Consider the following 12,327-nt stretch of genomic DNA (forward strand, 5'->3'; position numbering starts at 1 on the left):
TTACCTTTGCCACCTGAAAAATAAAAAAGGAATAAAAACATGGCTAAGAAATTTGCCGAGCATAAAACACTCAACCTCCCACAGACCAACCAAGAAGTGCTGGCCGAATGGGAGAAAAACGACATCTTCCACCAAACCATCGACGAGCGCGAAGGCTGTCCACAGTTCGTTTTCTACGAAGGACCACCCTCGGCCAACGGTCATCCCGGTATCCATCACGTATTGGCACGCAGCATCAAAGACACCTTTAATCGATATAAAACGATGAAAGGCTTTCAGGTCAAGCGCAAAGCAGGATGGGACACACACGGTCTGCCCGTAGAATTGGGCGTGGAGAAAGAACTCGGCATCACAAAAGCCGACATCGACAACCAAGAGTCGGCCAAATATATCTCCGTGGCCGACTATAACAAGAAATGTCGCGAAAACGTGATGAAATTCACGGCCGAATGGCGCGAACTGACCGAGCAGATGGGCTATTTCGTCGACCTCGATCATCCCTATATCACCTACGACAACAAATACATCGAAACGCTGTGGTGGCTGCTCAAAGAACTCTACAAAAAAGATCTGCTCTACAAAGGCTACACCATTCAGCCCTACTCGCCGGCAGCAGGCACAGGATTGAGTTCGCACGAGCTCAATCAGCCCGGATGCTATCGCGACGTGAAAGATACAACGGTGACGGCACAATTCGAAATGCTCAGTCCCAAACCCGAAATGGCAGAATGGGGTAGGGCCTACTTCATCGCTTGGACCACCACACCCTGGACACTGGCAGCCAACTCGGCCCTCTGCGTCGGTCCGAAAATAGACTACGTGGCCGTGCAAACCTACAATCCCTACACCGCCGAGCCCATCACCGTGGTGCTGGCCGAAGCCCGACTCAACGCCTACTTTCACGAAGCCGGACGAGATGCCGACCTCACCACCTATCAGAAAGGCGACAAAGTGATTCCCTGGCGCGTCGTGGCACATTATATGGGAAACGATCTCGTCGGAATGTCCTATCGCCAACTGTTGCCCCTCATCTCACCGATGCAGGAAGGTGCCTTCCGCGTGATTCCCGGAGACTACGTCACCACCGAAGACGGTACAGGCATCGTTCACATCGCTCCCAACTTCGGAGCCGATGATGCCCAGGTGGCTCGCAAAGCCGGCGTCCCCGCCATTGTGTTGATAGACAAAAAAGGACAAGAACGCCCCGTCGTAGACCTGCAAGGCAAATATTTCGTTACAGAAGATCTCGATGCCGATTTCGTAGCTCGTTACGTCCACCTCCCAGAGTGGAACAAATATGCCGGTCGCTACGTAAAAAATGCTTACGACGACACGCTGACCGATGCCGACGAAACACTCGACGTAACCATCTGCCTCGATCTAAAAGCCGAAAACAAGGCATTCAAAATAGAAAAGCACGTACACAGTTATCCCCACTGCTGGCGTACGGACAAACCCGTGCTGTATTATCCGCTCGACAGTTGGTTCATTCGCTCAACGGCGAAAAAAGAACGAATGTTCGAACTCAATAAAACGATTAACTGGAAACCCGAGTCGACCGGCACAGGGCGGTTCGGCAACTGGCTCGAGAACCTGAACGACTGGAACCTCTCGCGCTCGCGCTTCTGGGGCACACCGCTGCCCATCTGGCGCAACGACGAGGGCGAGGAAATCTGCATCGGTTCGCTGGAAGAACTCTATGCCGAAATCGAAAAGAGTGTAGCTGCCGGCGTCATGCCAACCAATCCGCTGAAAGAAAAAGGATTCGTACCCGGCGATTATGCACAGGAGAATTACGATCGCATCGACCTCCACCGCCCCTATGTAGACGACATCGTGTTGGTGAGCGCATCGGGCAAAGCCATGACGCGCGAGACCGACCTCATCGACGTATGGTTCGACTCAGGTTCGATGCCCTACGCACAGATTCACTATCCCTTCGAGAACGCCGACCTCATCGACAAACGCCTGGCTTTCCCCGCCGACTTCATCAACGAGGGCGTAGACCAAACACGCGGCTGGTTCTTCACCCTACACGCCATCGCCACGATGGTGTTCGACAGCGTAGCCTTCAAGAACGTCATCTCCACAGGACTGGTGCTCGACGCCAAAGGCAACAAGATGAGTAAGCACGTGGGCAACGTTACCAATCCGTTCGAAATGATGGAGAAGTATGGTGCCGATCCCGTGCGGATGTACATGATGACCAACTCGGAACCGTGGGACAACCTCAAGTTCGATCCGGAAGGTGTGGACGAAATGCGCCGCAAATTCTTCGGAACACTCTATAACACTTACTCCTTCTTTGCACTCTACGCCAATGTCGACGGATTCGACTACAGTGAGCCCGATATACCGATAAACGAACGACCCGAAATCGACCGATGGATTCTTTCTTCACTCCACTCGTTGGTCAAAGGCGTCGACCGCGAACTCGAAGACTACGACCCCACACGCGCCGGAAGACTGCTCGATGCCTTCGTGAACGACGATCTGAGCAATTGGTACGTGCGCCTGAACCGCAAACGTTTCTGGGGAAAGGAAATGAGTCAGGATAAGCTTAGTGCTTATCAAACGCTCTACACCTGCCTCGAAACCGTGGCCAAGTTGCTAGCCCCGTTTGCCCCGTTCTATGCCGATCAACTCTACACCGACCTCACCCGCACTACCGGTCGCGAGCAATTCGCTTCGGTGCACTTGACCGCATTCCCCATTGCCGACGAGCGTTGCATCGACCGCGAACTGGAAGCACGCATGGAGATGGCGCAAAAAATCACGTCGATGGTGCTGGCCCTGCGTCGTAAGGTGAACATCAAAGTGCGCCAACCTCTGGCACAGATGATGATTCCCGCCGTCGATGCGGTGCAGAAGGCACATATTGAGGCTGTGAAGGCTCTCATTCTGAACGAGGTGAACGTCAAGGAACTCAACTTCGTCGAAGGGCAGGGCATGTTGGTGAAACGCGTAAAATGCAACTTCCGTACGATGGGCAAGAAGTTCGGTAAGCTCATGAAAGGCATCGCTGCCCAGATGGAAGCCCTCGACCAAGAGGCCATCACCTTGCTGGAGCAGGCGGGACACATCGCCATGACTGTAGACGGAAATGACGTTGTCGTGGAAGCCGCCGACGTAGACATCATCAGCGAAGACATCCCCGGTTGGCTCGTGGCCAATGAAGGCAACCTCACCGTAGCACTCGAAGTGGAACTCACCGACGAACTCTTGAAAGAAGGTATGGCCCGCGAAATCATCAACCGCGTGCAAAACCTCCGCAAAGACGGTGGACTGGAAATCACCGACCGCATCCGTGTCACCATCGCCCCCCACGCACAGACCGATGCTGCCATCGCCACCTTCGGCCCTTATATCCAAAGTCAGGTGCTGGCCGACGAGCTTCACATCGCACCCAACGACGGCGTGACAACCGAATTTGAAGAATTTCAACTTAATATTCAAATAGAAAAAATCACTCACTAAAACCCTATCTGATTGATGACAACCAAAACACGTTACAATGATGAGGAACTGGAAGAGTTCCGCGAGGTGATCAACGAAAAGCTCAAACTGGCCCGCCGCGATTACGCCTCGATGATGCGCACACTGATGAATGCCGACGGCAACGACGTGGACGACACTTCGCCCACCTACAAAGTGCTTGAGGAGGGAAGTGCCACTCAGAGCAAGGAAGAACTCATACAATTGGCCAGTCGGCAGCAGAAGTTCATTATGGGACTGGAGGCTGCCCTCGTGCGCATTGAGAACAAGACCTACGGCATCGACCGCATCACGGGCGAGCTCATCCCCAAGCAACGGCTCCTGGCCGTGCCCCACGCTACACTCAGCGTCGAATCGAAAAACGCCCGTAAACGCTGATGTCGCACTCTTTCAGCCGGAATGTCTTGCCCAAGCAACCTTGTTTGTAGGGCAAGACATTCGGTTCAATAGCCGTCAAACACTTCAGATTATCATCACTCAACACATACATGGCTCCTATGGCAAAAGCAAAAGAATTTCTCACCGATGGCCGCCTGTCCATCCTTTTGGTGCTCGTCATCCTCGTCATCGACCAAATCATTAAGGTGGAGGTGAAAACGACGATGTCACTCGGGCAGGCCATTCACATCACCGACTGGTTCTACATCGATTTTGTGGAAAACAATGGGATGGCTTACGGACTGACCTTCATCAACAAGTTCCTCCTGAGCCTCCTGCGCCTGGTGGCCATTGTCCTCATCGGCAGATATATTTACAGGATGGTGCGGCAGGGCGTGCGCACGCGTTATGTCGTATTCCTGTCGATGATTCTGGCCGGTGCAACGGGTAACATGCTCGACTCGATGTTCTACGGGCTCCTCTTCGAGGCCTCCACACCCTACGCCGTCTCCTCGCTCGTATCGCTGGGCGAGGGTTACGCTCCATTTCTCATGGGCAAGGTTGTAGACATGTTCTACTTCCCGATGATCGTCACGACCTATCCCGAATGGATGCCAGTGGTGGGAGGCGAGGAATTCATCTTCTTCAGTCCTGTATTCAACTTCGCCGACGCGAGCATCAGCGTCGGCGTAGTTTGCCTCTTTCTTTTCTGCCGAAAGGAATTGGAGACCTTTTCCATCGGACTGCCTTTTCGGAAAAACAAGACAACGGAAAGCAACGGAAAATGAAGCATGCTATCATTGTTTTCTTAAGCGTTTTGCTGACCCTGGCAGCCTGTAAACCCAGCGTGCCCGACCGATATATCCAGCCCGAGGAGATGGAGGAGATTCTCTACGACTATCACTTGGCCGGAGCGATGTCTACGAACGCGATGATGCCCGGGGGCGACCAGGAATATGCCTACCGACTGGCAGCCTTGCAGAAGCACGGCGTGACGCAGGCCGCGTTCGACTCGTCGATGGTGTATTACATGAGCAACACTCAATTGCTGCGCGGCATCTACGAGCGGCTCTCCAAGCGTCTCGAAGCCGAAGAAGTGGCTCTGGGCGGAACAGCCACGCAGTATGCCCACCTCTCTTCCACGGGCGACACGGCCAATATCTGGACCGCCGAACGCTCCCTGGTGCTTACCAATCGGCTGCCCTACAACCTCTGCTCCTTCGAGTTGAAAGCCGACACGGCCTTTCATCGGGGCGACCGACTGATGCTCGACTTCGACACGCAGTTCATCTTCCAAGACGGATTGCGCGACGCCCTGGTGGTGCTCGCCCTGACGTTGGGCAACGACAGTGTGGTTTCGCAGACGCTGCACGTCTCCACCTCCTCGCACTACACCTTGCAGGTGGCCGATACCGACCGGATGGGCATCAAAGCCGTGCGCGGCTATTTCCTGCTCAACAACGAGAGTACGTTTGGCGGTTCGATCACCACACTTCGTCTGCTACCCATCTACCACATTCGGCTCATACGGATGCGCCAGGAGCGCGAAATTCCCGGAACGGGCGTTGTGCCGACCGATTCTGTCCGCACCGATTCCGCTCACGCCGAACAACACCCCGAGAGATGCACCGCTCCAGAAAGTTGGCAGCCCACCAGGTGAAGGTCGAGCCGGGCGTCCAACTCACTACGACCAGCCAACGCCTCTTCGCCCCCGGTATAGTGACGGTAGAACAGGGTCGTGTCATCCACTGCAGCACGCTCACCTACGAGCAAGCCCACACCGAATGGGTGGGCGGAACCATCGTCATCCGCCTCTCTGCCGATGGAATTCCCAGGGCTTATCAAGACGAAGAGCTGATCATCGATCATTGAGTTTTTTCTTAGAGGAGATGATTCCCCGCGGCGGGGAATCCTTCCCTGGGTGCCAGCGGCCGTTTCCCACCGTGGGGAAACTCTTCCTGGAGACCCACAATTGTTTTCTATTTTGAATGAGCGTAAAAAAGAAATGAATGTATTCGACACAAATCAGAAAAAGAGAACGACGAGCACAGCCGTCTTTCGTCTCGGCCTTTGCATCCTCGTAGCAGCGGTGCTGACCGCAGCTTGTTCCACCACGCGGAGCATCCCCGAGGGCGACCAACTTTATACGGGACTGACCAAAATCAAATACAAAAACTACGCCCCCTGCTCACAAGCCACCGCCACGCAGGAAGAGGTAGAAGCCGCTCTGGCCTGCGAGCCCAACGGCGCACTCCTGGGCAGCAGCTACTATCGCACGCCCTTCCCCGTGCGGCTTTGGATATGGAACGCCTTCTCGGGATCGACGTCGGGCATAAGCCAATGGATCACGAAAACCTTCGGTCGGCAACCCGTATTGATGAGCTGGGTGAACCCGGCTCTGCGAGCCTCCGTAGCACAAAATACGCTTAAAAACCATGGCTACTTCCAGGGACGGGTGCGGTATGAAGTGCTCACGCAGAAAAATCCCAAACAAGCAAAGATCGGCTATACCGTCAGTCTCGGACCGCTCTACACACTCGACTCCGTGGCCTATCTCAACTTCCCGCCCAGGATGAGCCGACTGATTCAGTCGCGGGGAAAATCCTCCAGAATGAGTCGCGGAGCCGCCTTCGACATCTCCGCGCTCGACCGCGAACGAACCCGCATCAGCAACCTCCTGCGCGACAATGGCTACTACTACTATCAGCCCGGCTATGCTTCCTACCTGGCCGATACGCTACAGACAGATCATCGCGTGCAACTCAAAATGCTTCCCACCGCCAGCATGCCCCGCCTGGCCAAGCAGCGATGGTATGTGGGGAAAATCGATCTGGAACTCTACAGACAATTCGCCCAGCAACTCGGCGACACCCTCCAACGCGACCGACTCACGATTCACTTCAACGGCAAACGGCCACCCATCCGCCCGCGCGTCCTCCTGCGCAATCTCCAGCTGCGCCCCGGAAGACTCTATCGCTATCGTGATGAACAGCAGTCTACCACCAAATTGCAGGATATGGGACTCTTCTCCATGGTCGACTTCAAATTCACCCCTCGCGACACCACCGCCGCCTGCGATACACTCGACCTCACCCTCAGCTGCATCTTCGACAAGCCCTACGATTTCTACGTCGAAACCAACTACACCGGAAAAACCAACGGACGAATGGGGCCGGCCCTCATCATGGGTTTCGGCAAACGCAACGCCTTCCGCGGAGGCGAAAAGCTCGACATCAACGTCAACGGCTCCTACGAATGGCAGACGGGACATTCGCCCAACGGCCGCTCCTCGCAGGTGAGCTCCTACGAATACGGCATGTCGGCCTCGTTGGAATTTCCCCGACTCATGTCGCCCCTTTTTGCCCATCACCGCTTTTTCAATACCCCCTCCACACTGCTCAAATTCTCCTCGAGCGTCATCAATCGCGGCAACTATTTCAAACGCCACATCGTCTCGGGCGAACTCACCTACAACTTCCAAACCTCCGACAAATCCCTCCATCAATTCTCCCCGCTCACGCTGCAATACAACTACATGACGAGCCACACCGCCGCCTTCGATTCCATCCTCAACTCCAATCCCTATCTGAAGGTGACCATGCGCGACCTCTTTATCCCCAAAATGCGCTACAGCTACATCTACACCAGCAGTTCCAGTCTGCATCATCCCATTTGGTGGCAGACAACGGTGAGCGAGGCCTCCAACCTCCTCTCCTTAGGCTACGTGATAGCCGGAAGGCGGTGGAACCAAAAAGATAAGGAAATGTTTAAGAATCCCTTTGCACAGTTTTTCAAGATAGAAACCGAATGGCGAAAAACATGGCAACTGGGGCGGAGTTCGCATTTCGTGGCACATGCCGCGGCGGGTGCGATTTGGAGTTACGGCAATTCCTCGGCAGCCCCCTACAGCGAGCAATTCTACGTGGGCGGTGCCAATAGCGTGCGTGCCTTCACCGTGCGCAGTGTGGGCCCCGGAGCTTTCTCTCCCACGAGTACCACCAACTCGTATCTCGATCAAACGGGCGACCTCAAACTGCTTTTCAATCTCGAATATCGGCCCCATCTCATCGGCAGTTTGTATGGAGCTGTGTTTCTCGATGCCGGCAATATCTGGGCTATGCATCGCAACGATACACGAGCCGGAGCAACGTTTCGGTTCAAGAATTTGGCCAAGGAACTGGCCGTGGGAACGGGCATTGGTCTGCGTTACGATCTCGACTTCTTCGTTCTGCGTGTAGACTGGGGCATTGGTTTGCACGTGCCCTACAAAAGCGGCTTTTACAACATGACGAACTTCAAAGACAGCCAAAGTCTGAACCTCGCCATCGGTTATCCTTTCTAAACATCGTCTTTCTCAAGGCAGTAGATGCCGGTGGGGCTTTTGCGTTTGAGAACCTCCAGTGCAAAGTCCTTTCCGGCCACGATGCCATGTTCTCGCAACAACTGTTCGATAGTTTTGCGGGCCAGTTCGGGATGATTGTTTTCCTCGCTCAAGTGGCAGAGCCAAACGTAGCGGAGCCGAGGAGAGGCATTTTCGACCAGAGCCATGGCGCAATCAGTGTTACTCAGATGGCCCGTTGGTCCGAGAATCCGTTCCTTGAGATGCTGCGGATAGGGGCCCTTGGCGAGCATTTCCACGTCATGATTGGCTTCAATCACTAAGTAATGGGCCTCGGCAATAAAGGGTCGCATCTCCTGGGTCACACTTCCCACATCGGTCATCAGACAGAACACCACGCCGTTGTGTTCGATTCTGTAGCCCACGTTGTCCATACTGTCGTGCGGAATATGGAAGGGCGTGACGACAAACTCGCCCAGATGCAGACTTACGCCGTTTTCGACGAGTTTGAGCCGATCGGGGCTCACCTTGCCTCTCACGCAGTAGTTTTTCTCGATGCCCACATGCACACGGTGCGTGGCATAGATGTTCAAGCCGTAGTCGCAACTGAGGCGACCGACAGACTTCACATGGTCGGCATGGTCGTGGGTGATGAGCACGTTTTGGATGTTGGAGAAGGAGAGATCGTATTCCCGGAAATATTTTTTGAGTGTTCGGATGCCTACGCCTGCATCGATGAGCAGTCCGTTGGTTTTCGTGAACAAGTAATAGCAGTTGCCGCTACTACCGCTTCCGAACGAGATGAAATTCAACATAGGGGGAGTGTGTTTGTTTTATGCGCAAAAGTAGGTAAATCCGGCGATATGACCAAAGTTTTTCCTACCTTTGTCGGCATTCAAATCGAGAGGTATGAAGATTGTATTTTCCTTATTTTCATTGTGTGCGTGGCTGATGTTCGGAGTTTTCTCAAGTTGCGGCAACCGCACTCGTGCGATGCAGTTCGACGGAAGTGTCGACTCGTTTGCCGTTCATTTCTTCAACTGGCAGTTCACGCGGGCAGTGCCTTTCTGTACGCCCGAATCACGTCTTTGGCTGCGCTATGCGGCAAGCCAGGTGCACCCGGCCGACGTCGAGGTGTTGCGGGGAAAGGAGCGAGATGCCGTGTGCGAGATGGTGGATAGCCGACTACTATCGGGCGATTCTCTGGCAGAGGTGGTGGTGCGTGTGAACCATTTTGTACGGATGGACACCATTGGTCGGGCCGGTCGGGTGATCGGCAGCGGAACGTTCCGCCTGCATGTCGTCAAGCGCGAGGGTCGTTGGCAGGTTCGGCTGCGTGCTTTGCCCAGAATGAGTCGAGAATAAGGGCTTCTGAACAGTTCAGTAGCCCCATTTTGGTCTCCGCGGCCGTTTTGAACAGTTCAGTAGCATCATTTGGGTCTCCGTGACGGTTTTGAACAGTTCAGTAGCACCATTTTGGTCTCCGCGACGGTTTTGAACAGTTCAGTAGCATCATTTTGGCCTCCGCGGCCGTTTTGAACAGTTCAGTAGCATCATTTTGGTCTCCGTGACGGTTTTGAACAGTTCAGTAGCACCATTTTGGTCTCCGTGGCCGTTCTGAACAGTTCAGAAAGCTGCGTTGCTCTCCTTCAATCATCAAGAAATAAAAAGTGGCCCAATGGAATCAAAACTCCATTGGGCCACTTTTTTAAAGAAGAGGGTAGGGGATTACTTCTTCGCCTCAGAGGCTTTTGCAGGTTTGTAGGCCTTGTTCAGACCGGCAATCACATCGTTGGTGATGTCAAAAGCCTTGTCGGCATAGAGCAGATTGTCGCCTGCCTTACTCAAGATGAGGCTGTAGCGTTTGTCTTTGTTATACTCGGCCAGGAAGTGGCGGATGCTGTCGCGCAGGGCAGCGTTATAGCGGTCGGTCTCCACCTGGAATTCGTTGGTCAATCGCTGGTTCAAGGCCTGCAGGTCATTGTTCTGCTTTTGCAGTCCGGCCTGAATCATCTCTGCCTGTTCGCGGGTGTAGGCATTCTGCTGCACCTTTTGCTGGAAGTTGGCGGCTGCCGTTTGCAGGGCCTGCTGCTTCGAGGCGAGGGTGTTTTGGATGTTCTGCCCCTTCTTCTGAAGGATGAGCGAATAGTCTTTGCAGAATTTGTACTGGCTCATGATGGAGTCTACCTCCACGTAGGCTATCTTCATGCTCGTGGGAGCACCCTTGGCTTTTGTGCCCGAAGGGCTCTCGGCCGGCTCGTTCGACTTGTTGCAGGCTGTGAACATCAGCACCGTTGCGCCCGATAGGGCCAGCGTTTTAAGAATGTTTTTCTTCATTGTTTATTTGATTGTCTTGTTTCGTTTTCGTGGATGGCTGTTAGGCTCTGTCGCCGTGCCTCTCTGTCCTGATCGATCACACAGCGGATACCTTGCTTTCTGAGTCCAGGGTTGTCGTGAATGTGCTGCGAAGAGAATTTTCCGTTTTTTCTTAGAATCAGTTTCACACTGAGCAAAGCGATGGCTATAGTAATTATTAACAGCGATAAAGCCAATGTCTCTTTCATTTTCTATATTTTTGCATTCCGTAAAATGCGCGTTTCAAAACGCTGCAAAGGTAACTAATAAATCACGAAATCACCAAACAAAGAAAGTAAAAATGAGTAAAAGCAACCTGACCCCCAGCTGTGTTTTCGAGCAGTTCAAAAAGATTAATCAGATTCCGCGTCCCTCAAAACACGAGGAAAAGATAGTGGCCTATCTGAAAGAGTTCGCCCAGCAGCATGCACTCGACGTCAATGTCGATGCCTCTAACAATGTCATCATTCGAAAACCTGCCACACCGGGCTACGAAAATCGAAAGACGGTGATCCTGCAAAGCCATACCGATATGGTGTGCGACAAACTCGTCGACATCGAATTCGACTTCTCCAAAGATGCCATCCAAAGTTATGTAGACGGCGATTGGATGAAAGCCAAAGGCACCACGCTCGGGGCAGACGACGGCATCGGAGTGGCCATGGAGCTGGCTGTGCTCGAGAGCAACGACATCCAACACGGACCGCTCGAGTGCGTCTTCACCAGCGACGAAGAAACACAACTCACTGGTGCCTCGGGCATGGAGGCGGGATTCATGACGGGCGACATGCTCATCAATCTCGATTCTGAAGACGAGGGGCAGATTTTCGTCTCCTGCGCAGGCGGTCGCAGCACGCATGCCGTGTTCCGATTCACCCACGAAGAAGCTCCCGCCGGATATTTCTTCCTCGAACTCTCTCTCAAAGGACTCACCGGGGGACACTCGGGAGACGACATCAATAAGAAACGTGCCAATGCCATCAAAATTCTTTCGCGCTTCGTCTACGCCGAACAAGAGAAGTTCGACCTGCGCCTGGCCAGTTTTAATTCGGGCAAATTGCACAACGCCATCCCGCGCGACGGTCGTGTCGTGATCGCCGTCCCCGACGAAGTGAAAGAACAAGTACGTGCCGATTGGAACATCTTTGCCGCCGAGGTGGAAGACGAATTCCACGTAACCGACCGCTCAATGGTGTTCGCTATGGAGAGCACCGGTGCAGAAAAGGTTCTTCCAAGAGAAACCGGTCGCCGTCTGATTCAGGCTCTTCAAGCTGTCACCAACGGCATCTTCGCTATGTGTCAAGACAAAGCTCTGGGCGATTTGGTAGAAACATCGAGCAATCTGGCCGTCGTTAAAACCACAGACAACGAGGTAGACATCCTCGCTTCGCAACGTAGCAACGTGATGAGCAACCTCACCAATCAATGCAATGCCGTGAAAGCCGCCTTCCAATTGGCCGGAGCCGACGTTGAACAAACCGACGGTTATCCTGCCTGGCAAATGAATCCCGACAGCCAGCTCACCCGCCTGGCCGTCGATTCCTATCAAAAACTCTTTGGCAAAGAACCCATCGTGCGCGGCATCCACGCTGGTTTAGAGTGCGGATTGTTCTCCACTCGATATCCGCATCTCGACATGGTATCGTTCGGTCCCACGCTACGCGATGTGCATACGCCCGACGAACGCCTCCTTATTCCTACCGTCCAAATGGTGTGGGATCATCTCTTGGAGATTCTCAAGAACGTTCCCGTCAAATAGC

11 protein-coding genes are annotated in these 12,327 nt (G+C 53.7%); 8 read left to right on the forward strand and 3 right to left on the reverse strand.

Annotation, left to right across the window (positions count from 1 at the left end):
- Positions 1 to 39 precede the first annotated feature (39 nt).
- From ileS to J5A66_RS05755, 6 genes are all read left to right on the forward strand, one after another.
- Positions 40 to 3,477, forward strand: coding sequence for an isoleucine--tRNA ligase (gene ileS, locus J5A66_RS05730; RefSeq protein WP_211789717.1), 3,438 nt, complete (start codon positions 40 to 42; stop codon positions 3,475 to 3,477).
- Positions 3,478 to 3,492: 15 nt separating this feature from the next.
- On the forward strand, positions 3,493 to 3,873 hold the full coding sequence (locus J5A66_RS05735; protein WP_211789718.1) for a TraR/DksA family transcriptional regulator: 381 nt from the start codon (positions 3,493 to 3,495) through the stop codon (positions 3,871 to 3,873).
- Positions 3,874 to 3,992: 119 nt separating this feature from the next.
- Complete coding sequence (locus J5A66_RS05740; RefSeq protein WP_211789719.1) at positions 3,993 to 4,661, forward strand: lipoprotein signal peptidase; 669 nt, start codon at positions 3,993 to 3,995, stop codon at positions 4,659 to 4,661.
- Positions 4,658 to 5,533 carry a DUF4296 domain-containing protein gene (locus J5A66_RS05745; RefSeq protein WP_211789720.1) on the forward strand — a complete coding sequence of 292 codons (876 nt, stop codon included), beginning with the start codon at positions 4,658 to 4,660 and terminating at the stop codon, positions 5,531 to 5,533. Before J5A66_RS05740 ends, J5A66_RS05745 begins: the two co-directional genes overlap by 4 nt.
- Positions 5,497 to 5,745, forward strand: coding sequence for a hypothetical protein (locus J5A66_RS05750; RefSeq protein WP_211789721.1), 249 nt, complete (start codon positions 5,497 to 5,499; stop codon positions 5,743 to 5,745). The genes J5A66_RS05745 and J5A66_RS05750 overlap by 37 nt, the downstream gene beginning before the upstream one ends.
- A gap of 133 nt (positions 5,746 to 5,878) precedes the next feature.
- On the forward strand, positions 5,879 to 8,215 hold the full coding sequence (locus J5A66_RS05755; protein WP_211789722.1) for a BamA/TamA family outer membrane protein: 2,337 nt from the start codon (positions 5,879 to 5,881) through the stop codon (positions 8,213 to 8,215).
- On the opposite strand, the gene J5A66_RS05760 is transcribed toward J5A66_RS05755, so the two are convergent.
- Complete coding sequence (locus tag J5A66_RS05760; RefSeq protein ID WP_211789723.1) at positions 8,212 to 9,027, reverse strand: MBL fold metallo-hydrolase; 816 nt, start codon at positions 9,025 to 9,027, stop codon at positions 8,212 to 8,214. The two genes, J5A66_RS05755 and J5A66_RS05760, sit on opposite strands and share 4 nt — an antisense overlap.
- Positions 9,028 to 9,121: 94 nt before the next feature.
- On the opposite strand from J5A66_RS05760, the gene J5A66_RS05765 reads away from it, so the two are divergent.
- Entirely contained in the window at positions 9,122 to 9,577 is a 456-nt protein-coding gene (locus J5A66_RS05765) for a hypothetical protein (RefSeq protein ID WP_211789724.1), read from the forward strand.
- Positions 9,578 to 9,940: 363 nt separating this feature from the next.
- Here the strand turns inward: J5A66_RS05765 and J5A66_RS05770 are convergent, their stop codons facing one another.
- Positions 9,941 to 10,549, reverse strand: a complete 609-nt coding sequence (locus J5A66_RS05770) for an OmpH family outer membrane protein (protein WP_211789725.1) — start codon at positions 10,547 to 10,549, stop codon at positions 9,941 to 9,943.
- Positions 10,546 to 10,776, reverse strand: coding sequence for a hypothetical protein (locus J5A66_RS05775; RefSeq protein WP_211789726.1), 231 nt, complete (start codon positions 10,774 to 10,776; stop codon positions 10,546 to 10,548). The genes J5A66_RS05770 and J5A66_RS05775 overlap by 4 nt, the downstream gene beginning before the upstream one ends.
- Positions 10,777 to 10,868: 92 nt before the next feature.
- On the opposite strand from J5A66_RS05775, the gene J5A66_RS05780 reads away from it, so the two are divergent.
- On the forward strand, positions 10,869 to 12,326 hold the full coding sequence (locus J5A66_RS05780; RefSeq protein ID WP_211789727.1) for an aminoacyl-histidine dipeptidase: 1,458 nt from the start codon (positions 10,869 to 10,871) through the stop codon (positions 12,324 to 12,326).
- The last annotated feature ends 1 nt before the right edge of the window (position 12,327 follow it).

The sequence above is a fragment of the Prevotella sp. oral taxon 475 genome (assembly GCF_018127805.1).
Taxonomy (GTDB): domain Bacteria; phylum Bacteroidota; class Bacteroidia; order Bacteroidales; family Bacteroidaceae; genus Prevotella.

Excerpts from the sequence above, each read along its gene's own strand:
- J5A66_RS05760 (WP_211789723.1), bottom strand. The coding sequence starts at position 9,027 with ATGTTGAATTTCATCTCGTTCGGAAGCGGTAGTAGCGGCAACTGCTAT.
- J5A66_RS05780 (WP_211789727.1), top strand. The coding sequence starts at position 10,869 with ATGAGTAAAAGCAACCTGACCCCCAGCTGTGTTTTCGAGCAGTTCAAA.
- J5A66_RS05765 (WP_211789724.1), top strand. The coding sequence starts at position 9,122 with ATGAAGATTGTATTTTCCTTATTTTCATTGTGTGCGTGGCTGATGTTC.
- J5A66_RS05750 (WP_211789721.1), top strand. The coding sequence starts at position 5,497 with ATGCACCGCTCCAGAAAGTTGGCAGCCCACCAGGTGAAGGTCGAGCCG.
- J5A66_RS05775 (WP_211789726.1), bottom strand. The coding sequence starts at position 10,776 with ATGAAAGAGACATTGGCTTTATCGCTGTTAATAATTACTATAGCCATC.
- J5A66_RS05735 (WP_211789718.1), top strand. The coding sequence starts at position 3,493 with ATGACAACCAAAACACGTTACAATGATGAGGAACTGGAAGAGTTCCGC.
- J5A66_RS05740 (WP_211789719.1), top strand. The coding sequence starts at position 3,993 with ATGGCAAAAGCAAAAGAATTTCTCACCGATGGCCGCCTGTCCATCCTT.
- J5A66_RS05755 (WP_211789722.1), top strand. The coding sequence starts at position 5,879 with ATGAATGTATTCGACACAAATCAGAAAAAGAGAACGACGAGCACAGCC.
- J5A66_RS05745 (WP_211789720.1), top strand. The coding sequence starts at position 4,658 with ATGAAGCATGCTATCATTGTTTTCTTAAGCGTTTTGCTGACCCTGGCA.
- ileS (WP_211789717.1), top strand. The coding sequence starts at position 40 with ATGGCTAAGAAATTTGCCGAGCATAAAACACTCAACCTCCCACAGACC.
- J5A66_RS05770 (WP_211789725.1), bottom strand. The coding sequence starts at position 10,549 with ATGAAGAAAAACATTCTTAAAACGCTGGCCCTATCGGGCGCAACGGTG.